26 protein-coding genes and 1 riboswitch are annotated in these 23,748 nt (G+C 64.6%); of the genes, 14 read left to right on the forward strand and 12 right to left on the reverse strand.

Features of this window, described 5'->3' with window-relative positions; all coding sequences use genetic code 11:
• The first annotated feature begins 90 nt into the window (after positions 1-90).
• The 3 genes from G0P99_RS16635 to G0P99_RS16645 all read left to right on the forward strand — a co-directional run bounded on the left by G0P99_RS16635 (position 91) and on the right by G0P99_RS16645 (position 2,595).
• Positions 91-1,302 carry an NAD(P)/FAD-dependent oxidoreductase gene (locus tag G0P99_RS16635; protein WP_164131599.1) on the forward strand — a complete coding sequence of 404 codons (1,212 nt, stop codon included), beginning with the start codon at positions 91-93 and terminating at the stop codon, positions 1,300-1,302.
• Positions 1,299-1,859 (forward strand): 16S rRNA (guanine(966)-N(2))-methyltransferase RsmD, encoded by a 561-nt coding sequence (gene rsmD, locus G0P99_RS16640; protein WP_164131600.1) that lies wholly within the window; start codon positions 1,299-1,301, stop codon positions 1,857-1,859. Before G0P99_RS16635 ends, rsmD begins: the two co-directional genes overlap by 4 nt.
• An 88-nt stretch (positions 1,860-1,947) precedes the next feature.
• Positions 1,948-2,595 (forward strand): HAD family phosphatase, encoded by a 648-nt coding sequence (locus G0P99_RS16645; protein WP_164131601.1) that lies wholly within the window; start codon positions 1,948-1,950, stop codon positions 2,593-2,595.
• 194 nt (positions 2,596-2,789) lie between these two features.
• Here G0P99_RS16645 and G0P99_RS16650 read toward each other — a convergent pair whose 3' ends face one another.
• The 5 genes from G0P99_RS16650 to G0P99_RS16670 all read right to left on the reverse strand — a co-directional run bounded on the left by G0P99_RS16650 (position 2,790) and on the right by G0P99_RS16670 (position 7,272).
• The gene (locus G0P99_RS16650; protein ID WP_164131602.1) at positions 2,790-3,581 is read right to left on the reverse strand and encodes a carbon-nitrogen hydrolase family protein; all 792 of its coding nucleotides are present in this window, start codon (positions 3,579-3,581) and stop codon (positions 2,790-2,792) included.
• A gap of 1 nt (position 3,582) precedes the next feature.
• The gene (locus G0P99_RS16655) at positions 3,583-4,740 is read right to left on the reverse strand and encodes a Xaa-Pro peptidase family protein (RefSeq protein WP_164131603.1); all 1,158 of its coding nucleotides are present in this window, start codon (positions 4,738-4,740) and stop codon (positions 3,583-3,585) included.
• Positions 4,741-4,886: 146 nt separating this feature from the next.
• Positions 4,887-5,699, reverse strand: a complete 813-nt coding sequence (gene map / locus G0P99_RS16660; protein WP_164131604.1) for a type I methionyl aminopeptidase — start codon at positions 5,697-5,699, stop codon at positions 4,887-4,889.
• Between the two features lie 85 nt (positions 5,700-5,784).
• A complete protein-coding gene (gene sfsA / locus G0P99_RS16665) occupies positions 5,785-6,477 on the reverse strand; it encodes a DNA/RNA nuclease SfsA (RefSeq protein ID WP_164131605.1) in 693 nt (230 codons plus the stop codon).
• A 39-nt stretch (positions 6,478-6,516) separates the two neighbouring features.
• On the reverse strand, positions 6,517-7,272 hold the full coding sequence (locus G0P99_RS16670) for an SDR family NAD(P)-dependent oxidoreductase (protein WP_164131606.1): 756 nt from the start codon (positions 7,270-7,272) through the stop codon (positions 6,517-6,519).
• A 109-nt stretch (positions 7,273-7,381) separates the two neighbouring features.
• On the opposite strand from G0P99_RS16670, the gene G0P99_RS16675 reads away from it, so the two are divergent.
• From G0P99_RS16675 to G0P99_RS16695, 5 genes are all read left to right on the forward strand, one after another.
• Positions 7,382-7,930 (forward strand): TetR/AcrR family transcriptional regulator, encoded by a 549-nt coding sequence (locus G0P99_RS16675; RefSeq protein WP_164131607.1) that lies wholly within the window; start codon positions 7,382-7,384, stop codon positions 7,928-7,930.
• A gap of 67 nt (positions 7,931-7,997) precedes the next feature.
• Positions 7,998-8,720 carry a molybdopterin-binding protein gene (locus G0P99_RS16680; RefSeq protein WP_164131608.1) on the forward strand — a complete coding sequence of 241 codons (723 nt, stop codon included), beginning with the start codon at positions 7,998-8,000 and terminating at the stop codon, positions 8,718-8,720.
• Positions 8,717-9,442 carry a GNAT family N-acetyltransferase gene (locus G0P99_RS16685; RefSeq protein ID WP_164131609.1) on the forward strand — a complete coding sequence of 242 codons (726 nt, stop codon included), beginning with the start codon at positions 8,717-8,719 and terminating at the stop codon, positions 9,440-9,442. Before G0P99_RS16680 ends, G0P99_RS16685 begins: the two co-directional genes overlap by 4 nt.
• Positions 9,439-10,011: a peroxidase-related enzyme gene (locus G0P99_RS16690; RefSeq protein WP_164131610.1), complete on the forward strand. Its 573-nt coding sequence runs from the start codon at positions 9,439-9,441 to the stop codon at positions 10,009-10,011. The genes G0P99_RS16685 and G0P99_RS16690 overlap by 4 nt, the downstream gene beginning before the upstream one ends.
• Positions 10,008-10,928, forward strand: a complete 921-nt coding sequence (locus G0P99_RS16695) for an OmpA family protein (protein ID WP_164131611.1) — start codon at positions 10,008-10,010, stop codon at positions 10,926-10,928. The genes G0P99_RS16690 and G0P99_RS16695 overlap by 4 nt, the downstream gene beginning before the upstream one ends.
• A 1-nt stretch (position 10,929) precedes the next feature.
• Here G0P99_RS16695 and G0P99_RS16700 read toward each other — a convergent pair whose 3' ends face one another.
• Positions 10,930-11,790, reverse strand: coding sequence for a serine aminopeptidase domain-containing protein (locus G0P99_RS16700; RefSeq protein ID WP_164131612.1), 861 nt, complete (start codon positions 11,788-11,790; stop codon positions 10,930-10,932).
• An 83-nt stretch (positions 11,791-11,873) separates the two neighbouring features.
• Between G0P99_RS16700 and G0P99_RS16705 the strand changes: the two genes are divergently transcribed.
• On the forward strand, positions 11,874-12,431 hold the full coding sequence (locus tag G0P99_RS16705) for a TetR/AcrR family transcriptional regulator (protein WP_164131613.1): 558 nt from the start codon (positions 11,874-11,876) through the stop codon (positions 12,429-12,431).
• On the opposite strand, the gene G0P99_RS16710 is transcribed toward G0P99_RS16705, so the two are convergent.
• A complete protein-coding gene (locus G0P99_RS16710) occupies positions 12,428-13,279 on the reverse strand; it encodes a neutral zinc metallopeptidase (RefSeq protein ID WP_164131614.1) in 852 nt (283 codons plus the stop codon). The two genes, G0P99_RS16705 and G0P99_RS16710, sit on opposite strands and share 4 nt — an antisense overlap.
• 107 nt (positions 13,280-13,386) lie before the next feature.
• A riboswitch (cobalamin riboswitch) is annotated at positions 13,387-13,601 on the forward strand.
• A gap of 83 nt (positions 13,602-13,684) precedes the next feature.
• Between G0P99_RS16710 and G0P99_RS16715 the strand changes: the two genes are divergently transcribed.
• Positions 13,685-14,104 carry a hypothetical protein gene (locus G0P99_RS16715; RefSeq protein WP_164131615.1) on the forward strand — a complete coding sequence of 140 codons (420 nt, stop codon included), beginning with the start codon at positions 13,685-13,687 and terminating at the stop codon, positions 14,102-14,104.
• Here the strand turns inward: G0P99_RS16715 and G0P99_RS16720 are convergent.
• Positions 14,097-14,591 (reverse strand): protein-tyrosine phosphatase family protein, encoded by a 495-nt coding sequence (locus G0P99_RS16720; protein ID WP_164131616.1) that lies wholly within the window; start codon positions 14,589-14,591, stop codon positions 14,097-14,099. The two genes, G0P99_RS16715 and G0P99_RS16720, sit on opposite strands and share 8 nt — an antisense overlap.
• Before the next feature lie 131 nt (positions 14,592-14,722).
• Positions 14,723-15,709: a calcium-binding protein gene (locus tag G0P99_RS16725; RefSeq protein ID WP_164131617.1), complete on the reverse strand. Its 987-nt coding sequence runs from the start codon at positions 15,707-15,709 to the stop codon at positions 14,723-14,725.
• Between the two features lie 204 nt (positions 15,710-15,913).
• Between G0P99_RS16725 and G0P99_RS16730 the strand changes: the two genes are divergently transcribed.
• Positions 15,914-17,659 (forward strand): DNA polymerase III subunit gamma/tau, encoded by a 1,746-nt coding sequence (locus G0P99_RS16730; protein WP_164131618.1) that lies wholly within the window; start codon positions 15,914-15,916, stop codon positions 17,657-17,659.
• A 16-nt stretch (positions 17,660-17,675) separates the two neighbouring features.
• Here G0P99_RS16730 and G0P99_RS16735 read toward each other — a convergent pair whose 3' ends face one another.
• Together G0P99_RS16735 and G0P99_RS16740 are read right to left on the reverse strand one after the other, a co-directional pair.
• Positions 17,676-18,146, reverse strand: a complete 471-nt coding sequence (locus tag G0P99_RS16735; protein WP_370462816.1) for a GNAT family N-acetyltransferase — start codon at positions 18,144-18,146, stop codon at positions 17,676-17,678.
• Positions 18,143-19,186: an FAD-binding oxidoreductase gene (locus tag G0P99_RS16740; protein ID WP_164131619.1), complete on the reverse strand. Its 1,044-nt coding sequence runs from the start codon at positions 19,184-19,186 to the stop codon at positions 18,143-18,145. Before G0P99_RS16740 ends, G0P99_RS16735 begins: the two co-directional genes overlap by 4 nt.
• 49 nt (positions 19,187-19,235) lie before the next feature.
• Here G0P99_RS16740 and mnmD point away from each other — a divergent pair, with 49 nt between their 5' ends.
• Positions 19,236-19,901, forward strand: a complete 666-nt coding sequence (gene mnmD / locus G0P99_RS16745; RefSeq protein ID WP_164131620.1) for a tRNA (5-methylaminomethyl-2-thiouridine)(34)-methyltransferase MnmD — start codon at positions 19,236-19,238, stop codon at positions 19,899-19,901.
• Positions 19,898-20,803: a DMT family transporter gene (locus tag G0P99_RS16750; protein WP_164131621.1), complete on the forward strand. Its 906-nt coding sequence runs from the start codon at positions 19,898-19,900 to the stop codon at positions 20,801-20,803. Before mnmD ends, G0P99_RS16750 begins: the two co-directional genes overlap by 4 nt.
• Here G0P99_RS16750 and G0P99_RS16755 read toward each other — a convergent pair.
• Positions 20,759-22,732, reverse strand: coding sequence for a lytic transglycosylase domain-containing protein (locus G0P99_RS16755; RefSeq protein ID WP_164131622.1), 1,974 nt, complete (start codon positions 22,730-22,732; stop codon positions 20,759-20,761). The two genes, G0P99_RS16750 and G0P99_RS16755, sit on opposite strands and share 45 nt — an antisense overlap.
• A 138-nt stretch (positions 22,733-22,870) precedes the next feature.
• Here G0P99_RS16755 and dapA point away from each other — a divergent pair, with 138 nt between their 5' ends.
• Positions 22,871-23,743, forward strand: a complete 873-nt coding sequence (dapA, locus tag G0P99_RS16760) for a 4-hydroxy-tetrahydrodipicolinate synthase (RefSeq protein WP_164131623.1) — start codon at positions 22,871-22,873, stop codon at positions 23,741-23,743.
• The last annotated feature ends 5 nt before the right edge of the window (positions 23,744-23,748 follow it).

The following is a 23,748-nucleotide window of genomic DNA, read 5'->3' on the forward strand; positions in this document are numbered from 1 at the left end:
ACCTCGTTGTTGGATTTGCGGAACTCGTCCCTCCGGCATATAGCTGTCAGATATGACAAGGCCATGGGAAAAAGCGGGGCAGGTAGAGAGATGAGCCATATCGTTGTGATCGGTGCCGGACAGGCCGGGGCGTCTCTGGTGGCGCGGTTGCGCAAGGACGGGTTCGCGGGCGAGATCACCCTGATCGGCGCCGAGCCGGTGCCGCCCTATCAGCGCCCACCGCTCAGCAAGGCCTATCTGCTGGGCGAGATGGAAAAAGAGCGCCTGTTCCTGCGGCCCGAGAGTTTCTATGCCGAGCAGACCATCACCCTGCGTCTGAACGCGCGGGTGAGCGCCATCGACCCGGCGGCCAAGACCGTTTCGCTGGGGGGTGAGGTCATCTCTTACGACCAGCTGGCACTGACCACCGGGTCCGAACCGCGCCGCCTGCCTGACGCCATCGGTGGCGATCTGGCTGGCGTGCATGTGGTGCGCGATCTGGCCGATATCGACGCGATGGCGCCTGCGGTGACCGAAGGCGCCCGCGCCCTGATCGTGGGCGGCGGCTATATCGGGCTCGAAGCCGCTGCCGTCTGCGCCAAGCGGGGGGTCCAGGTGACGCTGGTCGAAATGGCCGACCGCATCCTGCAACGGGTCGCGGCACCTGAGACCAGCGCCTACTTCCGCGCGTTGCACACTGGCCACGGGGTCGATATCCGCGAGGGTGTGGGCCTGACCCGCCTGACCGGAACGCAAGGCCGCGTGAGCGGCGCGGTGCTGACGGACGGAAGCGAATTGCCGGTCGATTTTGTCGTGGTTGGCGTCGGCATCGCGCCCGCCACCGCCCTGGCCGAGGCCGCGGGCCTGGCGCTGGAAAACGGCATCCGCACCGATGCGCAGGGCCGCACATCGGACCCGTCGATCTGGGCGGCGGGCGATTGCGCCTCGTTCCCCTACAAGGGCGGGCGCATCCGGCTGGAAAGCGTGCCCAACGCCATCGACCAGGCCGAAACCGTGGCGCAGAACATGCTGGGCGCGGGCAAGGATTATGTGGCGCAGCCGTGGTTCTGGTCTGACCAATATGACGTCAAGTTGCAGATCGCCGGGCTGAACACCGGTTATGACCGCGTGGTGACCCGCCCGGGCGAGGGGCAGACCGTGTCTTTCTGGTACTATACCGGTGATCAGCTGGTGGCGGTCGACGCCATGAACGACCCGCGCGCCTATATGGTGGGCAAGCGGCTGATCGACAACGGCAAGACTGCCGATCCGGCCATCGTTGCCGACCCGTCAGCGGATCTGAAACCGCTGCTCAAGGCGTGAGGATCATCGCGGGCGCATTCCGGGGCCGGGCGCTGGCCTCGGTCGGCAAGGGCGATGCGGGGGCGCATCTGCGCCCTACCACCGACCGCGTCCGCGAAAGCCTGTTCAGCGTGCTCATCCACCTCGATGTGATCGAGGGCGCGCAGGTGCTCGACCTTTTTGCCGGTACCGGCGCACTGGGGCTTGAGGCGCTGTCGCGCGGTGCATCCCATGTCACATTCGTCGATGACGGCCGGGTGGCGCAGGGGTTGATCACCAAGAATATCAACCTGACCGGCAGCCGCGACCGGACCACGCTGATCCGTCGCGATGCCACCCGCCTCGGCCCCAATCCCGGCGCGCCCTGCGGGCTGATCTTTCTCGACCCGCCTTACGGCAAGGGGATGGGTGCGCGCGCCCTGTCCGCCGCGCAGGCAGGCGGCTGGGTGGCTGATGACGCCCTGATCGTGTGGGAGGAAAGCGCCCCCATGCCCGCGCCCGAGGGGTTCACCCTTCATGATGCGCGCAAATATGGTGATACCCACATCTCCCTGATGTGGCGGGATGTTTCAGGGTGAAACAGGATCGGCATGGTGCCGCTTGCCGCTGGTTTGTCCCTACACACCGGCTGCGATAGGCCCCGGTAGGGCAATCTGGAGTACCCCCATGCGACATGAACTGGTGATATTCGATTGTGACGGGGTTCTGGTGGACAGCGAACCAGCGTCGAACCGGATAATGGCGGATAACCTGACGCGGCATGGGCTGCCTCTGACCGCGGAACAGTCGATGGAACTGTTCGTTGGCTGTTCCATGGCCGGTGTAAAGGAAAAGGCAATCAGCCTGGGTGCAGATCTGCCGGACAACTGGGTGGAGCAGGTCTATTCCGAGGAATATGCCTGTCTTCGAAAGGGTGTGCCGCTGGTGGCTGGTATCCGGGAACTGTTGGCTAGGTTGGACGCCGGAGGTATCAGGTGTTGCGTGGCCTCCAACGGTAGCGAAGACAAAATGCGCATCACCCTGGGCCAGAACGGACTATGGGAGAGATTTCATCCCAACGCCATGTTTTCAGCGTACAAACTGGGTGTTTCCAAGCCGGATCCGGGACTGTTTCTGGCTGCCGCCAGCCAGTTCCAAGTGCTGGCAAGGGATTGTGTAGTGATCGAGGACAGCACCAGCGGTGTGACCGCCGCCATTCGGGCCGGAATGCGCTGCCTTGGCTATGCCGCCCATGACGATGGTGCGCGGCTGCGCGCGTTGGGGGCCGAGGTATTTCGCCACATGGCCGAGGTTCCGGCGCTTTTGGAGATCTGATCGGATCGTGCTGGGCTGGATCCATGGACGCAACCATGTCACAGCGACCTTGGTCAGCTGTCACACCTGCCGAGGTCAAGATTAGTCCCGGGACGGTCGTAACAGCGTGCCTCTGTTCATCGGGGATGCGATACACTGTTGCTGGCACTGTTGCGGGCCGAGACGCAGGAAAAGCCGAACCCGGAAACCCCGGATCAATCCCGAGACGGGCAGTCCAGCCGGATCTGGCCACGGTCGCACAGATAGGGCAACCGGGCCTGCGCCGCCGTGATCCGTGCCTTGTCCAGATCCGCAAACAGAATCTCGGGTCCGTCACCGGCCCGCGCCGCTTCGGTCCCGTTTGGGGCCGCGATCACGCTGTGGCCAAGGTAACGCAGACCGTTTTCGACCCCGGCGCTGTTGGCATAGGCGAGGTAGACGCCGTTTTCATAGGCCCGGGTCGGGATCATGCGCTCGGCAACCCAGCCCCATTCAGCGCCCAGAGCGGTCGGAACCAGCACCAATTCGGCGCCCAGACCGGCGACATGCCGGACGGTTTCGGGAAACTCTGCGTCATAGCAGATCAACGTCGCGATCCGGAAACCCGCCCATTCGAACAGTTGGCAGCCCGCACCCGCTGAGAATTGCGCACGCTCAAACCCGGGCGGGATTGCCAGTTTGCGATGCTGGCCCAGGATCTGACCACCTGGCCCGACGCAGAGAGCCGCGTTGTAGACCTGCCCGTTCTCACGTTCGGCATAACCGCAATGGATCGCAAGCCCATGCGCGCTCGCCAGCCGTGACAATGTTGCAAGGGTCGGGCCGTCGCGCGGTTCGGCCTGGTCGCTGACATGCGCGCCGATGTTATAACCGCAGGCGAACAGCTCTGGCAGCAGCACCAGATCCGCGCCTTTGGCCACGATCCCGGGCAGGGCATCCGACAGCCATCCCATACGCGCCCGAACCCCGTCCAGCTCTGCGGGCGGCTGTGCCACGGCCAATCGCATCTTACCCCTCCGTCACCATGATCTCGCGTGGGTAATTGGTCAGGTATTCACAACCGGTTTCGGTCACCACGATACTGTCGCCGATCCGGCCCGCCGTGACCCCGTCGACCGAGATCCCGCCATCCACCGCAAAGGTCATGCCCGCCTGCAACACGGTCGTATCGCCTTCTTTCAGTTCCGGTGCCTCAAGGCAGGCAACACCGATTGAGCGACCGGTCCGGTAACCCGTGGCATAGCCGCGTTCCGCGTAGACCGCATTGGCCGCAGCGGCCACATCCTGAGCCAGAACGCCGGGGCGGATCGCGGCAATGGCCGCCTGCTGGGCGTCAATCGCCGCCTGTTGCACACGGGCCGCGACATCAGTGATTTCGGCCACGTGGAACATGCGGTCAAAGCCCAGTTTGTACTGCTTGAACTGGGCCATGTTGCAGAAACAGAAATAGACCGGGTCGGCGCGGTCATAGGTCTTTACCGATGCGCGCCGGTGTACCATCGACGTGTCAGAGCCGCTTTGTACAATCTGAAGATTGTGGATCATCGGCGATACGAAGCGCTCCCATCCCCGATCGGTCAGGAACCCGGCGGCCTTGCGGGTTCCGGTCTCAATGATCTCGAGCGCGCTTTCATATTCCTGCCGACCGATCCGCAAGGAGCAATGGGCCGCAGCCATCATTGCGCCGGCAATCTCGCCAGCCTGTCGCATCACCTCGATTTCCAGCGGCGATTTGATCATCCGAAAGGCGCCCAGCACCGGGCCGATGTCCTTTAGAGGGACATTTGGATAACGTTCGTCCAGGTAATTGCGCACCAGCGCCGGGACGTGCTGCCGCTCCACCCAAATCCCGGATGGTTTCTCGGGCAGCGCGCCTGACAAGGCGCGCGCCCAGGTTCTTTGGCCAGCGTCTTCCCAGGTCCGGACATCCGCGACCCATGTCATCTCGCTCACCATCTCGCTTTCCATCAGCGGGGTGATGATGACCGGGTCACTCTCTGCCGCCACCACCAGCATGGTGGGCCGCCCGAACTCGATGCCAAGATAGCCCCAGAACCCTGCCAGATAGGCGATCGAACTTTCCTCGGTGAAGACCGCGTGTGAGATGCCCAGCTCGCGCATACGGTCTTGTAGGCGTGCGGTCCTGAGCCTTGCTTCGTCCAACATCCCGACCGTCCCTCCTCCGGTTGGTTTCAGACCCTTCTTGGATCTGTCTAACCGGACAAAGGTGCAGCAACAGCGCCGGAACCGACCAATAATGTCGGGTTCGGCCCCTTCGCGGCCCTGTCAGGGGAAAGGTCAGCGAATGGTGCTCAAGTGTCGTAGGTCGGGTGAAACTTGCCGCCAGGCGACAGGGTAAAGATGTCGACCCCATCCGCCGTGACCCCGACTGAATGTTCGAACTGGGCCGACAGCGACTTGTCCCGGGTGACGGCTGTCCAGTCATCGGCCAGCGTCTTGGTTTCGGGGCGGCCGAGGTTCACCATCGGTTCGATGGTAAAGAACATACCTTCTTCCAGCACCGGACCCGTTCCGGGGCGGCCATAGTGCAGCACGTTGGGCGGTGCGTGGAACACCTGTCCCAGGCCATGCCCGCAGAAATCGCGCACCACGGACATGCGGTGCGCCTCGACATAGGCCTGAATCGCATGGCCGATATCGCCAAAGGTGTTGCCGGGCTTGACCATCTCGATGCCCTTGAACAGGGCGTCATGGGTGACCTGGATCAGCCGTTCGGCCTTGCGCGGCAGTTTGCCCGCCACGTACATCCGGCTGGTGTCGCCGAACCAGCCATCGACGATCACGGTCACGTCGATGTTCAGGATATCGCCATCGTTCAGCCGCTTGTCGCCGGGAATTCCGTGGCAAACCACATGGTTGACCGAGATACAACTGGCGTGCTGATAGCCCTTGTAGCCGATGGTCGCCGATTTTGCACCGGCCGCTTCGACCATCTCGGTGATGATGCGGTCGATCTCGCCCGTGGTCTGGCCCGGAAACACATGCGCGGCTATGTCGTCCAGAATGCGCGCCGCAACCGCCCCTGCGGCATGCATGCCGGCAAAGTCAGCGGGTTCATAGATGCGGATGCCATCCTTGGTCAGGCGGCCACGATGCTCTTTCATCGGTGCGAGGCTCCATCTGTTGCGCGCGGAATCTTGTTTACGCTGCTTGCGCAGAAAGTGCCAGAGGGCGCGGGGTCGCAATATGTCAAAGCATATCGGCGATTTCGACCCCTTGAGGAGAGATATGGGTGGTTATGATCAGCTTTTCCACTCCTTGCGCTTGGGCCATTTCGAAGGCGCGTGCGTAGGTCGGGTCGATATCGGCGGCCAGGGCGAAGCGGTGGCAGTCGGTGCGCTGTACAAGATAGAGCATGATTGCCCGGTGCCCTTGCTGTGCCATTTTTGCCAATTCTTCCAAATGTTTGGCCCCGCGTGCCGTGACGCTGTCGGGAAATTCCGCCATGCCGGGTTGGCGAGACAGGGTTACGCTTTTGACTTCGACATAGGCATCGGGCAGGTCCGGGCTGGACAGCAGAAAGTCGATGCGGCTGTTTGTACCGTATTTCACCTCGGAATTGACCGTTTTGTACATGGCCAAAGCGGGTAATGTTCCGTTTTGTAACACCTCGCGCAGGGCGCGATTGGGCACCGAAGTGTCGACACCGGTGAAATTCCCGTCCTCGTGATCGACCAGGCGCCAGCCGAATTTCAGCTTTTTCTTTGGGTCGTCATTCGGCTCCAGCCAGATCTTCATTCCCGGTTCGGCCAGCCCCATCATGGACCCTGGATTGGCGCAATGGGCGGTCACCTCGCGGCCGTCCTCCAGTCGGCAATCGGCGAGAAAGCGTTTGTAGCGGCGGATCAGGCGGGCGGGGACAAGCGGGGTCGCAAACTGCATGGTCTCTCGCATATCGCAGCCCCGCCCGCTTGCAAAGGGTCAGGCCACGCCCGCCATCACCCCGCCATCCACATCCCAGATCGCGCCGGTGACCCAGGCGGTATTGTCCGACAGCAGATGCTGAATGGTGGCTGCCACATCTGCCGGTCGGCCGACACGCCCGATCGGGTGAAAGCTGTCAAAGCCACCGGTCAGTGTCGCCTCGATCTGTTCGGGGTCGATGAAGGCGCCATAGATCGGCGTGACCACCACCGCCGGAGAGACCGCGTTTGCCCGGATGCCATACGGCGCCAGTTCCATCGCCAGATGCTGGGTCAGCGCGTGCAGACCGGCCTTTGCCATGGAATAGGCCGAGGACGGGGTGGCGCGCACGGCCTGCTTGGCCCACATAGAGCCGATAGTCACGATCGCGCCGCCGCCATGGGCCACCATGTTGCGGGCAACCGCCTGGGTCAGCAGAAAGGTGGCCCGGTTCAGGTTCATGTAGCGGTCATAGTCGGCGGCCTCATGTTCCAGAAACGGTTTCGGCGCAAAGATACCGGCGGCGTTGACCAGACCGTGGATATGGCGGGGTTCTGCACCGATGCGGGTGATCAATGCCTCGACAGCGGCGGTATCGTTCAGGTCGGTGCGGATGATGTCTGCCGCCGCGCCAAGCTCGGCCTTGGCCGCCGCGAGCTTGGCCGCAGACGATCCGGCCAGCGTGACATGGCCGCCCGCGGCCACGATGCGACGGGCGGTTTCAAGGCCCATGCCGCTGGTGCCGCCGATGATCAGGGTGGTTTTTTCGTTCATGAGATGATTCCCTATCTACTGATAGGTAGATAAATTGACATTGGCACGGGCAATTGCAATCCCTATCTATAGGTAGGTAGAAATATTCCGATCACGAGAGCGCGAGCAGATGAGCCAACCCGACACGGTGACCCGCATTCTGGACAGTGCCGAGCGACTGGCGCGGCAGGGCGGCTATAACGCCTTCAGCTTTCGCCAGATCGCCGCCGAAATCGGCGTGAAACCGGCCAGCATCCACTATCACTTTGCCACCAAGGAGGATCTGGGGGCCGCTCTGGCGGAACGCTATGCCGACAGGTTCCTCAAGGCGCTGGGCGACCCCGAGGAAGGAGACCCATCGCAATTGCTGCTGCGTTATATCGACGCCTATCGCGCGGCGCTGGTCACGGACGAACTGATGTGCCTGTGCGGCATGTTCGGGGCCGAGATCGGCTCGCTGCCGGACCCCGTGGCGCGGCAGACGCGCGGGTTCTTTGAGCGCAATCTGGCATGGCTGGAACGCGTTTTTGCCCGCGCGAACAGGGCTGCGCCGGACAGTTCCGCCGCGCGGACCATCGCCACGCTCGAAGGTGGGATGATCCTGGCGCGCGCCATGGGCGACATGGCGCTGTTTGACAAAAGTGTCCGCGCGCTGAGCGCGGAAATGCAGGTGGAGTGACGCTGCTCTCTTGCAGGCGGGCACAGGACCGATATTTTCGGTTCACAATTCAGGGAAAGGGCCCATCATGCCAAACCCAACTGCCGCCATGCTGGTCATCGGGGACGAGATCCTGTCGGGCCGCACCCGCGACGCCAATATGTACCATCTGGCCGGGGAACTGACCAAGCACGGGATCGACCTGAAAGAGGTGCGCGTCGTCAGCGACGACGCCCCCACCATCGAGGCGGCGGTCAGGGCCCTGTCCGACGGGTTCGATCATGTGTTCACCAGCGGTGGCATCGGACCCACCCATGACGACATCACCGCCGACTGCATCGCCCGTGCCTTTGGCGACCATATCGATATCCGGGCCGATGCGCGCGCCCTGCTTGAGGCGCATTACCAGCGCACCGGGCTGGAGCTGAACGCCGCGCGCCTGCGCATGGCCCGCATTCCGGATAGCGCCACGTTGATCGACAACCCGGTCAGCACCGCGCCGGGGTTCACCATCCGCAACGTACATGTGATGGCGGGTGTGCCCAGCGTGTTCCAGGCGATGGTGGCGAGCGTCCTGCCGACACTGACCGGAGGTCAGCCGCTGTTGTCGCAGACCCTGCGCATCGACCGGGGTGAAGGCGACATCGCCGAGACGCTGAGCCAATTGGCGGCGGATTTTCCGGACCTGTCCATCGGGTGCTATCCGTTCCAGATCAACGGGGCGTTTGGCGCCAACGTGGTGGTGCGCGGCACCGATGGCGCCCGGGTCGATGCCGCGGTGACCCGGCTGGCGCGGGAGACCGCGCAATGACGCCTGACTGGTTCGCGGTGGTGGATGCCACCTGGCCCGCTGCGGGTCGCGAGACGCGCGGGAACCTGTTGCTGCGCGAGGGGCGCGGTGGGGGCAAGCGGGTCTCGGCCGCCTCGGCGCTGGGCCCGGTCAGCGGGAATGAGATCGACGCGGCCGAGGCGGCGATGCGCGCGAGGGGCGAGCAGCCGCTGTTTCAGTTGCGGCCCGGGGATGAGGCGCTGGACGCGGAACTGGCCAGGCGTGGCTATGACGTCATCGACCCGGTCAATATCTATTCCATCGCAGCCGAGCGGCTGACCGATATCCCGATCCCGCGCGTGACCGTCTTTACCCTGTGGGAACCGCTGGCCATCATGCGCGAGCTGTGGGCGCAGGGCGGGATCGGACCCGGACGGCTGGCGGTGATGGACCGGGTCACCGGGCCCAAGACCGGCCTGCTGATGCGGCATCAGGACAAGCCGGGCGGGGTGGCGTTTGTCGCGATCCATGATGGTATCGCCATGCTGCATGCGCTGGAAATTCCGCCACACCAACGCCGCCAGGGCCTGGGCCAATGGGCGATGCGCGGCGCGGCCTTTTGGGCGATGGACAACGGCGCGAACACGCTTAGCGTGGTCTGCACCAAGGCGAACGAGGGCGCCAACGCGCTCTATCGCTCTCTGGGCATGGAGATTGTCGGAGAGTATCACTATCGCCTTTTGGAGGAGAAAGAGACCACATGACCGACCAGACCCGCCCCACCGCGCTGGACCTGCCGATGGTGGACCCGCTGCCACCTGAGACGCAGAAGTATTTCGACATCTGCGTCGAGAAGCTGGGCATGGTGCCCAATGTGCTGAGGGCCAACGCGTTCGATATCGCCAAGCTGAACGCCTTTACCGCCATGTATAACGACCTGATGCTGGCACCCAGCGGCCTGAGCAAGCTGGAGCGTGAGATGATCGCGGTGGTGGTCTCGGCGATCAACAAGTGTTTCTATTGTCTGGTGGCGCATGGTGCGGCGGTGCGGCAGTTGTCGGGCGATCCCAAGCTGGGAGAGATGCTGGTGATGAACTATCGCGTGGCGCCGCTGGATGCGCGTCAGCGGGCGATGCTGGATTTCGCCGCCAAGATGACCACCGCCAGCGCGGAAATCGAGGAAGAGCATCGTCAGGCCCTGCGCGATGTGGGTTTCAGCGACCGCGACATCTGGGACATCGCCAATGTGGCCGGGTTCTTCAACATGTCGAACCGGGTGGCCAGCGCCACGGCCATGGTGCCCAACGACGAGTATCATTCGCAATTCCGATGATCCGCTGGCTCGCCCTCTGCGCGGCGCTTGCCGCGTCTCCGGCATTGGCGCAGGAGTTTGACCTGAGCCTGCCGCAGGGCAGCCGCCAGTTGACCGAGCGCATTCGCGTGCTCGACAGCTATGACCTGCCGACGGGTGTTTGGGCGAACGGTGTTCTGCCGGTTCAGGCCCTGGAGGGCCGGGTCGAGAAACGAAGCTGGCGGATCAGCGTCGGGTCGAAGACCACGCTCCAGATTCTGGCGCCGTTGCGCGACCAGATCCTGGAGGCGGATTTTGACGTGCTGCTCGACTGTGCCGCGCAGACCTGCGGCGGGTTCGACTTCCGCTTTGCAACCGAGGTGATCCCAAGCCCCGACATGTATGTCGCCGTGCGCGATTTCCGGTTTCTTTCGGCCGTGCGGGGGGACGAGGCGCTGAGCCTGCTGGTCAGCCGCAATCCGCCCGATGCCTATGTGCAGCTGATCCGGGTGTTCCCGACCGCCGCGCCGGAGGCCGAGGATGAAACCATCGTCGCGCCGACACAGGCACAAGGTCCGGCGCCGATAGACATGCTGGGGCGACTCCAGTCCCGTGGCCGGGTCATCCTGTCGGGTCTCGATTTCGGCACCGGGGCCGGTGCATTGGGCGAAGGTCCGTTTGACGTGCTGGGCGAGCTGGCGCAGATACTTGCGGCTGATCCGGCCCTGCATCTGGCGCTGGTGGGGCACACGGACAATGTAGGTAGCCTCGATTCCAACATCGACCTCAGCCGTCGCCGGGCCGAGGCGGTGCGCGACCGTCTGGTCGAGCAGTATGGCATCGCGCCCGACCGGCTTGAGGCGCAGGGGGCGGGGTATCTCGCGCCGATTGCAAGCAACCTTACCGCTGAGGGTCGCGACGCCAACCGCCGGGTCGAGGCGGTACTGCTGGCACACTAGGTTACTGGGCGATCAGCCGGGGCCAGAGCGCGGCATTGCGGCGGGCAAAGGCACCCAGATGGCCGATGTCGCGCAGCCCGTGTTCCTTTGGCCGCAACAGGTGCCGCCGCGCGGTGTCGCCATAAAGGTCAGCCAGACGCCAGACACAGGCAGGCGGGATCGTATCGTCATCCGCGCAGGCAAAGAGGTCGACCCGCGCGCCCGCGCGGCCCCAATCGGGTTTTGGCAGGCGGTGGCCGGTTTCAGGCAGATAGGCGCCGGGCGTGGTGCACCAGCGCCGCCATTCCCAATAGACGCCGGGCGGCAGGTCGGTCCCAAAACCGATCGCGCGGCCCGGCAGATAGCCCAATGTCTTGACCAGCAGCGGTGCGTGGCCGAACCAGAACAGCCGCGCCAGCGCCTGATAGGGCCAGGGGTGATCCGAATGATGCACCAGCCCGGAACAGACGCAGATCATGCGCGCGATGGGCTCGATCCCCGGTTGCAGCGGCCCCAGCATGGCGCCGACGGAATGGCCGATCACCCAGAGCGGCAGATCGGGAAACCGGCGTTGCATCTCGGCATAGGCGGCGGGCATGTCAATGAGCGCCCAGTCGGACATGGTGGCAGTCGAGGCCCCAAGCGGCCCGGTCAGCGAATGGCCGAAATCGCGATAATCATAGGTCAGGCAGGCCATACCGCGTTCGGCCGCAAGCCAGGTGGCGAAATGCTGGTAATACTCGCGCGGCACCCCGGTGGCGCTGTTGATCACAACTGCAACACGGGGCGTACCCGCCGGGAGATAGAGCCGCGCCGAAAGTTGCGCCGATCCGGATGGAAAATGAAAATCTTCGACCCCGACAGATGTCTGCATATCCAGCATTTAGACCTCCAGATTTCCTAGACCGATTGGTCTATTCCTCATGTCTGGACCAATCGGTCTAGAGCTGTCAATATCCCCGTCAAATGACCCAACGTCCGCTTCCGACCAAAGATCGCCTGATCCGCACCGCCGCCCAGCTGTTCCAGCGCCGGGGGTATCACGGTGTTGGATTGTCCGAGCTGCTGACCGAGGCCGAGGCGCCCAAGGGCTCGCTCTATCACCACTTTCCGAACGGCAAGTCCGACCTGGCGCTGGCGTCGGCGACCTGGGCCTCGGACGAGATGCTGCGGCTGATCGCGGCCTCGTTCGAACCGGCCGAGAGCTTTCATGCCGGGATGCAGGTATTGTGTGGCAAGGTTGCAAAACTGTTCGACAAATCGGGTCAGTGGGATGGCTGCCCGATCTCGTCGACCCTGTTCGAAGGCCCGGACAATGCCGCGTTTCGCGCCCATGCCCGCCACCTGTTCGAAGGTTGGATCGCCGAGGGGGCGCATCACGCAAGGCGCTTTGGGCTGGGTGATCCACAAAAGACCGCCGAGACCATGTTCATCCTGCTGCAAGGTGGCTGGATGCTGGCCCGCGCCCGGCAATCCTCGGACGTGCTGCGCCGTTTGCCCGAGATGCTGCCGCGCGTGGATTAGAGCCTGTTGGTGCTGAACGTGTCGCAGCTTGCGACCCGGCCGCTATCAAAGCCGCGTTCGAACCAGGATGCCCGCTGCCCCGACGTGCCGTGGGTAAAGGTATGCGGTTGCGGCACCCGGCCCGCCTGCCGTTGCAGCCGGTCGTCGCCGATCATCCGGGCGGCGTTCAGCGCTTCTTCCAGATCGCCGCGTTCCATCAGGCCCCGGACCGAGCGGGCCCAGACCCCCGACAGGCAATCGGCCTGCAATTCCAGCCGCACGGTCAGTGCGTTGGCCTCGACCTGCGAGGATTGCCGCCGGGCCTGATCCACCTGGCCCAGAATACCCAGCTGGTTCTGCACGTGATGGGCCACCTCGTGCGCGATCACATAGGCGGCGGCAAAATCGCCGCCCGCCTGGAGCCGCCGGGAAAGTGTGACAAAGAAATCGGTGTCGAGATAGGCCTTTTGATCGGCGGGACAGTAGAACGGCCCGGTGGCGCCCGAGGCGCCGCCACAGGAGCTGGAGGTGACCTGAGAGAACAGCACCAGCGTCGGCGGGATGTAGTCGCGGCCCAACTGATCGCGGAACACGGTGCCCCAGACATCCTCGGTCGTGGCGAGAACACGCGAGACAAATTCGCCCGCTTGCCGCTCTTCGGCGGTCAGTTCCTTGGGCGCGCTCTGGCTCGGGCCAGGCTGTTCGGTCAGAAACGGGGTGACGTCGATGCCGGTAAAGGCGCCGATCACCAAAAGCAGCAGAACCCCGCCGATACCCAGCCCGCGCCCGCCGATGGCCATGCCGCCGCGGCCGCGTTGCGCGCGGCGATCCTCGACATTCCTGCTGCCGCGCACCCCTCTCAACCGCATGATGATCACCTTTTGAAATCTGACTATCCGATACCGATACCAGCAACTTGTCGCAGGGAGAAAAATTCTGGCATGGATACCCCAGCTTGACACCGGCCCAGAACAAACGCTACCGCTGGCGTGATGGTTCCCGAGCCGGAAATCGACTCGGGATGAAAAGGGAACACGGTGCGGTCAGCTGGCAACAGAGGGCCAATACCGGGACTGCCCCCGCAACTGTAGGCGGAGAGCGAAGCCGAAACACCACTGGCCGCAAGGCCGGGAAGGTCGGCAACGCAGCGACCCGCGAGTCAGGAGACCTGCCATCGGCATTGTTACTCGAACCCGGGCGGGGTGTCCGGGAGGGACAGAAGCGCCTTTCTCGGCCGTCTCTCCATCACCCTTGCTCTTGCGCGGAGGGCGCTGATGATCTGGACGACCGAGACCCACCAATTTTCTGTTACCCTGTGCCGGCGCACGGGCAAACCCTGTCCGGCCCTGTCGGCCCTGGCCCAGAATCTGGCCCGAGCGATGCAGAAGGCAGAGCCGGTCACCGGGCAGGATTTCGAAATCGAAGGCGAATGCGCGCTGGCCGCCTGTGGCGAAGGGTGCCAGTCGCTCTATTCCGCGTCGCACAGCCGTATCCGCATTTTCTGCGGCGTTGGTGAGACGGCCGATTTCGGCTGGTTCGACCGGTTGGCGGATGCGCTGATGGAGCCGGGCGAGCAAGTCTTCGTCAACGACAGCAGGCCGCTGCCTTGTGCCATGGCAGAGGCGCGGCGCATCGCGCAAATCCCGGTTGGAAACGGCACCGCCACGAGGGAAGAGCGCCGGGCCTTTAACTGACGGTTTGACCGGCCTTGGCCCAGGACAGCTGCTCGTCGGTTTCGACGGCGCAGGGGCGGACGGCGCGCAGATGCTTCAGCGCGGCGTCCGGTTTTTCGCCGGTTTCGATCATCAGCCGCAGGGCCGCCATGCCCGAGCGTCCGCAGCCTCCCAGGCAGTGGATCAAGACGCGCCCGCCGCCGCGCAGAGCGTGGCGGGCCGAGGCGCTGGCCGCGGCCCATTTCGCCTCGATCTCTCGGCTGGGGGTTCCAAAATCTTCGACCGGCAAGTGAACCCATCGGCTGGCGCGGCTCTGGATATCGGCGCCGAAGTTGTGCGCGCCGTGCTGCATCATCTCGACCTCGGTGGTCATCGAAATGACCAGCCCCGGTGCCCAGGACCCGATAAGATCCAGATCGCCGACATAGTCGCCAGAGCGGCCAGGCAGCTGGCAGATCGCCAACGTACCGCCGCCGACTTGCAGCGCATAAAGCACCAGCTGCGCCATCTGCGGTCTCCCCTCCCGAATACACCGCGCCACAGGGCGCACCCATTCCGCCCTGTCGGTAGAATGCCCCCTGACGCGGCCGTATCGCAAGCCAAGATACCCGCGCGCGGGAAAACAGCACTGGACCTGTGTCACCGGTTGTCGATGCGCACCTCGATCTGGCTTGGGCTCAGCCCCTGAACCCCCAGCAGATGCGCGACCGGAATGCCGTTGATCAGAACCAGGGTGCCGGATTCGTCGTCAAGCTCTTGCAGGCTGACCGGAGAGGTGCCGTTGGATCCGGGTCGCAGCAGTTCGGCGTCGCCTTGCACGCTCAGCGCATCCTGTCCGGCGATGAAATCCGTGATGGTGATCAGATCGTAACCATCCACGACGCCGCTATAGGTCTCGATCACCACCTGGTCGGCGCCAGCGCCGGTGGTGACAAGGTCGCCCTCGTCCACGATCAGCGTGTCCTGGCCAGAGCCGCCCTTGACGGTGTCCGCTGTCCCCAAATCGCGGGCATCGTCCACCGAGACGATAAAGTCGTCGCCCTGCTGGCCATTGATCAGGTTGGCGCCGAAATTGTCCGAGATCGCGTCGTCACCTGCGCCGCCCGCAACTGTGTCATTGCCCTGTTCCAGATCGTCGCCGCGCACCGGCGCGTCGCCGACGGAAATGGCATCCTCGGGATCGGGAAAGCTCTGTTCATCATCGTCCCGGTGGATCACGCGCGTGTCGGTGCCATAGACATCGTCGCCCGATCCCAGATTGACGTTATCCGCGCCGGTCCCGGACAGAACCATGTCGTCGCCATCGCCGGTCTCGATCTTGTTGTCGCCCTGAAGCAGCACCACCACATCGTCGCCCGCGCGGGTGTCCAGGTTCTGTGCGCCAGAGACGAAGTCGATATCTCCAAGGATCGCATCGGCCTCGGCCTGGGTTATCTCGCCTTCTGCTACCAGATCGGTGAGGCCTTCGGAGATGCCGGGGCGGAAACCCTGGTCAAAGACCAGGTCGTCGTCGTCGGAGGTGATGCGGGGACCGGCCGCGACGGCTGCATCATCGTCATCGCCATCGTTCAGCAACAGCGCGGTCAGGCCGACGCCGAGCCCAACCAGCGCAAGGATTCCCAGCATAATCAGATACCTCTACAAGATAACCCTGTTACCGCGAGGCGTAGAACTGCCCACAGAGTCGGTCAATGGGAACAAGAGGGGCATTGATGCCCCGATGGGCCCTATCAATGCACGCAAGGGAAACAATCACGCAAGCGGTGGACCTTCGCCGCGCTGCCCGGTACCGTCTGCGCACGTAGAATCCAGTCCCGATGAAAGCTGCCAATGTCCGACGCCTCTCCGACCGCCTATCAGGTGCTGGCCCGCAAGTACCGGCCCGAAACCTTTGCCGATCTGGTGGGGCAGGATGCGATGGTGCGGACGCTGAAAAACGCGTTTGCGGCCGACCGGATCGCGCAGGCGTTTATCATGACCGGCATCCGGGGCACCGGCAAGACGACCACCGCGCGGATCATCGCCAAGGGAATGAACTGTATCGGCCCAGATGGGAATGGCGGCCCCACCACCGAGCCTTGCGGCAAATGTGAGCATTGCGTCGCCATCATGGAAGGCCGCCATGTCGACGTGATGGAGATGGACGCCGCCAGCCGTACCGGTGTGAACGACATTCGCGAGATCATCGACAGTGTCCGCTATCGTGCCGCCAGCGCGCGCTACAAGATCTATATCATCGACGAGGTTCACATGCTGTCGACGAGCGCGTTCAACGCGCTCTTGAAGACGCTGGAGGAACCGCCGGCGCATGTGAAGTTCATCTTTGCCACCACCGAGATCCGCAAGGTGCCGGTGACGGTGCTGAGCCGTTGTCAGCGGTTTGACCTGCGCCGGATCGAACCCGAGGACATGATCGCGCTGATGCGCCGGATCGCCGATGCCGAAGGCGCGCAGATCGCCGAGGATGCGCTGGCGCTGATCGTGCGCGCGGCGGAAGGGTCGGCGCGGGATGCGACCTCGCTTCTGGACCAGGCGATCAGCCATGGCGCGGGCGAGACCAGCGCCGAACAGGTGCGCGCGATGCTGGGGCTGGCCGACCGTGGCCGGGTGCTGGACCTGATGGACATGATCCTGCGCGGCGATGCGGGCGCGGCCCTGACCGAGCTGGGCGCACAGTATGCCGAAGGTGCGGACCCGATGGCGGTGCTGCGCGACCTGGCCGAGATCACCCATTGGGTATCGGTGGTCAAGATCACGCCGGATGCTGCCGAGGACCCGACCGTATCGCCCGACGAACGCGCGCGCGGTCAGCAGATGGCGGATGCGCTGCCGATGCGGGTGCTGACCCGGATGTGGCAGATGCTGCTGAAGGCACTGGAAGAGGTGGCCGCCGCCCCCAACGCGATGATGGCCGCGGAAATGGCGGTGATCCGGCTGACCCATGTGGCCGACCTGCCCAGCCCCGAAGAACTGATCAAGCGGTTGCAGGACGCGCCGCCGACGCCGAACCCCGGCGGAGGGGCGCGCGGCGGTCAGGCCGCCCCGATCTCCAACGGGGTGAGCGCCAGCTATGCACCGGCCCCGCGCGGCGGCGGCGGTGGGCCTGTTGCGGCGCTGGCGCAGGATGCGCAAACCGCGCTGGCGCGGTTTCCCACGTTTGAACATGTGGTCGAGCTGATCCGGGCCAATCGCGACGGCAAGCTGTTGGCGGATATCGAGATGGATCTGCGGCTGGTCAGCTATCAGCCCGGTCGGATCGAGTTCGAGCCGACCGAGCGCGCGCCCGCCGATCTGGCGCAGCGGTTGGGCAGTGCGCTGCAACGCTGGACCGGCAATCGCTGGGCGGTGAGCGTGGTGGCGCAGGGTGGCGGCAAGACCATTGACGAGGTCCGCAACGCCGAGAAATACGCGCTGGAGGAAAAGGCGCGGGAACATCCGCTGGTGCAGGCCGTGCTGGCGCAGTTTCCCAAGGCGCGGATCACCCATATCGAGACCCCGGAACAGCGCGCCGCCAAGGTGGTTACCGAGGCGCTGCCCGAGGTCGAGGATGAATGGGATCCGTTCGAGGACGGCTAAGCGCCGGAGACGCGCCTCAGGCGAGGGCCTTTTGCATGGTGATCGAGGTGGGCCGGTCGTAACCGGGATGTGCGGACTCTCCGGTCTTTACGAATCCCAGCCGGGCAAAGGCGGCATGGTTTTCCACCAGTTCGACCCGGGTTTCCAGCTCGACAACCGGCAGGCCCAGCGCGCGGGCGCGGACCTCGGCCTGGGTCACCAGCCGGCGCGCCAGACCCTGGCCGCGCATAGACGCATCAACTGCCAGCTTGCCGAGATAGAGCCGCCCCGGTTTGGCCGTCAGGAAAACCACCGCGAGCGGCGGTGTGCCCAGCGCCCAGATTTCGTGCCGTGCCGCATGATCCGCGACCGTCTTTTCGGTCAGCCGGTGCATTGACGAGGGCGGGTCGATCCGACCATCCATGAAGGCGAAGCTGCCCCGGATCAGGGACAGGACCGCCCCGATCTGCGGGCTGTCCGGAGTGATTTGATAGGGGGCGAGGGTCACAGCGAAGCCTCCGGGCGGAAATCCTCGGGGATATGGTCGCGCCCCTCCAGCACCAGTTCGGCCATCACCTGGGCCACCTTGGGCGCCATGCCAAAGCCGATCTTGAACCCGCCATTGGCGATGAACTGGCCGGGATAGAGCGGATGCGCCCCCAGCATCGGCGCACGCGAGCGCGAGCGCGGGCGCACGTCAGCCCAGCGCTCGATCACCTCGGCCCCGTGCAACAGCGGCACCGCCTGCACCGCGCGGTCCAGAACCGCGTCCAGTGCCGCATCCGTGCTGGTCGGGTCGTCATAGTCGCGTTCAGAGGTGGAGCCGATTGCCAGCGTGCCATCCGCATGGGGCACGATATGCACCGTATCGGCAAAGAGCTGCGGCGCCTGCCGCCCGGCATCGAACCGCAAGAGCGCGGCCTGGCCCTTTACCCCGGTGCCCACGGTGCGCCCGTGCGCGCGGTTCAGCTCTTGCAGCCCGGCGATGCCGGTGGCGTGGATCACCTGTCCCCGGTCGGGCGCCTCGGCCAGCACCTTGACTCCGCGCACCGCCAGCGCGGCGACCAGCGCGGCGCAGGCGCGGCGCGGGTGCATCCGGGCGCTGAGCGTATCCTGCACCACCAGCCCGGTGGGCGAGGGCGGGCACCAGCCGCCCATCTCGCCAACCGGACAGACCCGCCATTCGGCTCGCCCCTGCCACAGGCTGCGGGCCTTCTCTGCCCGCTCATGCGCCAGAGCCACGGCGCGGTCATCGGCCAGCGGCTGGATGCGCCCGGTGCGGCCATAGCCGGGGGACACGCCGCCTGCGCCCTCGACCCCGGTCCAGAACCCTTCCGCCATGATCAGGCTGTCGAACTGGAACGCCTTCTTGGCGTTCCAGTTTTCCGGCACATGCGGGGCCAGCGCGCCAACCAAGCCGCCCGAGGACCCGGCCCCCGGTCCGAACGGATCGACCACATGCACCCGCGCCCCGCGCGACACGCAGGCCCATGCGATGGAGAGGCCGAATATCCCCGCCCCGCGTATCGTCACATCGGCCATTGCCATCGCCCGTCCCTTTCGCCAGTGTCGCGCCGATTTCGTAGGGGATATTCGCATGGTTGACCAGCAGGCGAAACTGAGCTGGACCGAGGACCGGGTGCCGGTGTCGGAGCAGTTCGACGACCCCTATTTCTCGCTTCAGAACGGGTTGGAGGAAACGCGGCATGTGTTTCTGGCGGGTAATGACCTGCCAGCACGGTTCGCGCCGGGCTTTCATATTGCAGAGCTGGGGTTCGGGACCGGCCTCAACATGCTGACCGTCTGGTCGGAATGGGAGCGTGCGGGGCGAGCCGACCCGTTGCGCTTTACCAGTTTCGAAGCCTTCCCGATGGCGGTCGCTGATCAGGCCCGGGCGCTGGCGGTGTTTCCCGAACTCGCGCCCTGGGCGACGCGGTTTCTGGAAGCGTGGAAAGGCGGCACTTGCGATCTGGGTACCCTGCACCTGACGGTTGTTGAAGGCGATGCGCGCCGGACGCTGCCCGGTTGGGACGGCGTTGCCGACGCCTGGTTTCTGGACGGGTTTTCCCCGGCCAAGAATCCGGAGCTCTGGGGAAAGGAATTGCTGACCCATGTCGCAAACCACACAGCGCCGGGGGGTACTGTTGCGACATATACGGCGGCAGGATTCGTTCGGCGCGGATTGGAGGCGGCGGGGTTCACCGTGACCCGCAGCCCAGGATACGGGCGGAAACGTCACATGACACAAGGTCTGAAGGCATGACAGCGGCAACGATGCGGGTACAACAGAACAACATTCCCGCAGGCATCGCGCTGATGCTGGCGGCGACGGTGGTGTTCGCGCTGCAAGACGGGATCTCGCGCCATCTGGCGTCGAGCTACAACACCTACATGGTGGTGATGATCCGCTACTGGTTCTTTGCCGCCTTTGTCATCGCCCTGGCGGCGCGGTCGCGCGGCGGTCTGCGCGCGGCGGTGCGGACCGGCCAACCTGGAATGCAGATTTTTCGCGGCCTGCTGCTGGCCGGTGAAATCTGTGTCGCGGTTTTCGGCTTTACCGTGCTGGGCCTGATCGAGAGCATGGCGGTCTTTATCTGCTATCCGCTGTTGGTGGCGGCCCTGTCCGGGCCGGTTCTGGGCGAAAAGGTCGGCTGGCGGCGGTGGAGCGCCATCGGTGTCGGGCTGGTCGGCGTGCTGATCATCCTTCAGCCGGGCATGGGGGTGTTCAACCCCTGGGCCATCGTGCCGCTGATCTCGGCCTTCATGTTCGCACTTTACGGCCTGCTGACCCGCTATGTCGCGCGGCAGGACAGTACCGCGACCAGTTTCTTTTGGACCGGCACCGTGGGCGCGGTCGCCATGACGGCTGTCGGCCTGTGGTTCTGGGAGCCGATGAGTGCCGCCGATTGGCGTTGGATGGCGGTTCTTTGCGTTACCGGTGCCCTGGGCCACTGGTTGCTGATCAAGTGCTACGAGATGGCCGAGGCCAGCGCGGTGCAGCCCTTTGCCTATTTCCACCTGATGTGGACCTCGATCCTGGGGATCACGATCTTTGGCGAGACCCTGCGCAGCGCCGTGATCATCGGCGCCACGCTGATCGTCGCCGCGGGCCTGTTCACCCTATGGCGCGAACGCGCGCAGCGTCGCGCCGGCAAGCTCGGCTGAGAAGGGGATCGGCAGCGGCTCCTGCCCCAGCCGGGCGCGGTAGACCGGCAGGCTTTCGGTGACCCGCATGATGTAATTGCGGGTTTCTTCGAAGGGGATGTGCTCGATCCAGTCGACAATGTCGGGGGTACCGCTGCGCGGGTCGCCGAACCGCTCCATCCAGCTGATGGGACGATTGGGACCGGCGTTGTAACCTGCGGCCATCATCACCACGTTGCCGTCGAAATCGCCCGCCAGCCCGGCCAGGTAGTTGGCCCCCAGCTTGGCATTGTATTGCCAGTCCCGGGTCAGGCTGTCGGTCGAGTGCCCGCCCAGAATGCCCAGGCCATCGGCCACCAGCCGCGCGGTCGCAGGCATCACCTGCATCAGCCCACGTGCGCCTGCGCCGCTGATCACCACCGGATCGAACTCGCTTTCCCGGCGGGCGATGGACAGGACCATTTCCGGCGCCATGGGCAGTTTCAGGTCAGCCACCGGATGCAGCGGGTAATAGGCCCCGGCCAGCACCACCCCTTCTTGCGCCTTGCGCTTGGCGATCATCAGCGCCAGATGCGGCTCGCCCATGTCCATCGCCATCTCGGCCAGTTGCGAGGCCTGTTGCTGGTCCAGGCTCTCGGCCAGGTGGGTCAGGAAGCGTTCGGCAAGGTCCAGTTCCCCCGCCCGAAGCAACAGCAAACCAGCCTCCAGCACGCTGGACGTCATGAACGGCGCATCGCGCCAGGGCGGGTTCTTTGGCGGTGTCCTGAGCGTCGGGTCAAAAGGCCGCCCGATCCGTTCGGCTGCCAACAGGCCATAGAACGAGGTCTGGTTTTCGGCCCCGATCGCATAAGCGGCATGCGCCTTGTCCGCCTCGCCCAGCGCCGCATAGGCACGGCCCAGCCAATAGCCCGACCGCCCCTTGGAAATCGGCGATGTCACCGCCGCATCGAAGCGCTGGAAATGCGCGACGGCCGTGGTGGGATCGTTCAGCTTGGCCAGCGCGATATAGCCCGCGATCCATTCCAGTTCGGCATAGGTGTATCCCATCTCGGGGGTCATGAAATGCAGCGCCGCCACCTTGTAAGCCTGCTCGTTGCGATCCTGACGCATCAGCAGCCGGGCAAGCCGGGCGCGGGCGTTGCCCCATTTGCCGGGTTCGCCCAGCGCGGCTGCACTGGTGGACCGTTCCAACATCAGCTCGATGGCGCTGTCGTCCAGTTCCTTTCGGTCGCGCCAGACAAACCGGTCATGGGCCAGCCCCGGCGCATCGGCCAGACTTGCCGGGACGGCCGCAATCAACGTATCCACCCCGGGCTCCATATCCTTGAGCGCGATGCGGGCCGCCGCCAGTTTGCGGTGATCCTCGTCCACCAGGGACCGCATCTGACGGGCGCTGATCGTGTAGCCCTCCCACAGCATGCGGTCCAGACGCGCCTCGTGATGCGGTCGCAAAAGCTTGCCGAAGTTCTCGACAAAATCCTTCTGCAATCCGGCCCCCATCGGCAGGGTGCGCCAGGCCTTGACAAGTTCGGCCTCGGCATCGCCGCGCTGTCCCTTGGCGATCAGGGCAACCGCGTAGTTCAGAACGCCTTCGGGACTTTGCGGCGGCAGACCTGCGTAGAATTTCAGCACGCGGTCGGGATCTGCGTTGGTGAACTGCGGCTCGGACTGCTTGCGCAGATAATCCATGCCGGGCCAGTCCGCGCGCCTTTCGGCAAAAACCAGCGCATCGCCATCGGTGCCATAGCTGCGGCGCAACCAATGCCAGACGATCAGATCCCGCGACACCGAGCCACGCGCGCCCGCGATCTCCAGCGCCTCGGTCCAGTTTTCGTCGCGCATCTCGCGCAGTGCTGCGCGCAGATTCGCCGCCGCATCCGCCCAAACCGGGGCCGTAAAGGCGAAACACCAGAAAATCATGGCCGCCAAGGCGGTCGGAAGACGGGTCATCCCTTGCATTTCCTGTCGAACCAAGGCTAGAGCCTTTCACGTTAAACCTTGCGCGGACGGGATCAAATCACATTCCCGCCCGCGCGGACAACCGGCGGGCAATTGCCCGTTTGCCATGCAATCTAGGGAGCATTTTCCATGTTCAAAGGCTCGATGCCTGCACTCGTCACCCCGTTCCGCAACGGCGAGCTGGACCTGGACACGCTCAAACGTCTGGTCGAGTGGCAGATCGGCGAAGGATCGACCGGTCTGGTTCCCGTTGGCACCACCGGAGAAAGCCCGACGCTGACACATGAGGAACACGAAACCGTCGTGGCCGAAGTGGTCAAGGCCGCCGCCGGTCGTGTGCCGGTGATCGCGGGTGCGGGGTCGAACAACACGGTCGAGGCGATCCGCTTTGTCCAGTTCGCGGAAAAGGTCGGCGCCGACGCGGCCCTGGTGGTGACACCCTATTACAACAAGCCGACCGCACGCGGGCTGATCGCGCATTTCACCGCGCTGCACGATTGCGCCAATATCCCGATCATCATCTACAATATCCCCGGCCGCTCGGTCATCGACATGAAACCTGCGACCATGGGCGCGCTGTCCAGGCTGCCGCGCATTGTGGGCGTCAAGGATGCCACCGGCGATCTGGCCCGGGTCAGCCAGCAGCGTGCCGCCTGCGGCCCGGACTTCATCCAGCTCTCGGGCGAGGATGCCACCGCGCTCGGCTTCAACGCGCATGGCGGGGTGGGCTGTATTTCGGTCACCGCCAACGTGGCGCCGCGGCTCTGTGCCGAGTTCCAGCAGGCCACCCTTGCCGGTGACTATGCCAAGGCGCTCGACTATCAGGATCGGCTGATGCCCCTGCACGAGGCGATCTTTATCGAGCCGGGTCTGGTCGGCGCCAAATATGCCCTGTCGAAACTGGGCCTGTGCAGCGAAGAGGTCCGCTCGCCCCTGACCGGTCTCGAAGACAACACCAAGGCCGCCATCGACGCGGCGATGAAGCACGCCGGGCTGCTTTAAAAGCC

Source organism: Ruegeria sp. PrR005 (assembly GCF_010500245.1).
Lineage (GTDB): Bacteria > Pseudomonadota > Alphaproteobacteria > Rhodobacterales > Rhodobacteraceae > Ruegeria_B > Ruegeria_B marisflavi.

What these genes read in the sequence shown, in the direction of transcription:
- G0P99_RS16635 (WP_164131599.1), top strand. Translation starts at nt 91, where the DNA reads ATGAGCCATATCGTTGTGATCGGTGCCGGACAGGCCGGGGCGTCTCTG.
- G0P99_RS16730 (WP_164131618.1), top strand. Translation starts at nt 15,914, where the DNA reads ATGTCCGACGCCTCTCCGACCGCCTATCAGGTGCTGGCCCGCAAGTAC.
- G0P99_RS16725 (WP_164131617.1), bottom strand. Translation starts at nt 15,709, where the DNA reads ATGCTGGGAATCCTTGCGCTGGTTGGGCTCGGCGTCGGCCTGACCGCG.
- map (WP_164131604.1), bottom strand. Translation starts at nt 5,699, where the DNA reads ATGAAAGAGCATCGTGGCCGCCTGACCAAGGATGGCATCCGCATCTAT.
- G0P99_RS16755 (WP_164131622.1), bottom strand. Translation starts at nt 22,732, where the DNA reads ATGACCCGTCTTCCGACCGCCTTGGCGGCCATGATTTTCTGGTGTTTC.
- G0P99_RS16675 (WP_164131607.1), top strand. Translation starts at nt 7,382, where the DNA reads ATGAGCCAACCCGACACGGTGACCCGCATTCTGGACAGTGCCGAGCGA.
- G0P99_RS16690 (WP_164131610.1), top strand. Translation starts at nt 9,439, where the DNA reads ATGACCGACCAGACCCGCCCCACCGCGCTGGACCTGCCGATGGTGGAC.
- G0P99_RS16655 (WP_164131603.1), bottom strand. Translation starts at nt 4,740, where the DNA reads ATGTTGGACGAAGCAAGGCTCAGGACCGCACGCCTACAAGACCGTATG.
- G0P99_RS16705 (WP_164131613.1), top strand. Translation starts at nt 11,874, where the DNA reads ATGACCCAACGTCCGCTTCCGACCAAAGATCGCCTGATCCGCACCGCC.
- G0P99_RS16645 (WP_164131601.1), top strand. Translation starts at nt 1,948, where the DNA reads ATGCGACATGAACTGGTGATATTCGATTGTGACGGGGTTCTGGTGGAC.
- G0P99_RS16680 (WP_164131608.1), top strand. Translation starts at nt 7,998, where the DNA reads ATGCCAAACCCAACTGCCGCCATGCTGGTCATCGGGGACGAGATCCTG.
- G0P99_RS16700 (WP_164131612.1), bottom strand. Translation starts at nt 11,790, where the DNA reads ATGCTGGATATGCAGACATCTGTCGGGGTCGAAGATTTTCATTTTCCA.
- G0P99_RS16710 (WP_164131614.1), bottom strand. Translation starts at nt 13,279, where the DNA reads ATGCGGTTGAGAGGGGTGCGCGGCAGCAGGAATGTCGAGGATCGCCGC.
- G0P99_RS16650 (WP_164131602.1), bottom strand. Translation starts at nt 3,581, where the DNA reads ATGCGATTGGCCGTGGCACAGCCGCCCGCAGAGCTGGACGGGGTTCGG.
- G0P99_RS16720 (WP_164131616.1), bottom strand. Translation starts at nt 14,591, where the DNA reads ATGGCGCAGCTGGTGCTTTATGCGCTGCAAGTCGGCGGCGGTACGTTG.
- G0P99_RS16740 (WP_164131619.1), bottom strand. Translation starts at nt 19,186, where the DNA reads ATGGCAATGGCCGATGTGACGATACGCGGGGCGGGGATATTCGGCCTC.
- mnmD (WP_164131620.1), top strand. Translation starts at nt 19,236, where the DNA reads ATGGTTGACCAGCAGGCGAAACTGAGCTGGACCGAGGACCGGGTGCCG.
- G0P99_RS16715 (WP_164131615.1), top strand. Translation starts at nt 13,685, where the DNA reads ATGATCTGGACGACCGAGACCCACCAATTTTCTGTTACCCTGTGCCGG.
- G0P99_RS16685 (WP_164131609.1), top strand. Translation starts at nt 8,717, where the DNA reads ATGACGCCTGACTGGTTCGCGGTGGTGGATGCCACCTGGCCCGCTGCG.
- G0P99_RS16670 (WP_164131606.1), bottom strand. Translation starts at nt 7,272, where the DNA reads ATGAACGAAAAAACCACCCTGATCATCGGCGGCACCAGCGGCATGGGC.
- dapA (WP_164131623.1), top strand. Translation starts at nt 22,871, where the DNA reads ATGTTCAAAGGCTCGATGCCTGCACTCGTCACCCCGTTCCGCAACGGC.
- G0P99_RS16750 (WP_164131621.1), top strand. Translation starts at nt 19,898, where the DNA reads ATGACAGCGGCAACGATGCGGGTACAACAGAACAACATTCCCGCAGGC.
- sfsA (WP_164131605.1), bottom strand. Translation starts at nt 6,477, where the DNA reads ATGCAGTTTGCGACCCCGCTTGTCCCCGCCCGCCTGATCCGCCGCTAC.
- G0P99_RS16695 (WP_164131611.1), top strand. Translation starts at nt 10,008, where the DNA reads ATGATCCGCTGGCTCGCCCTCTGCGCGGCGCTTGCCGCGTCTCCGGCA.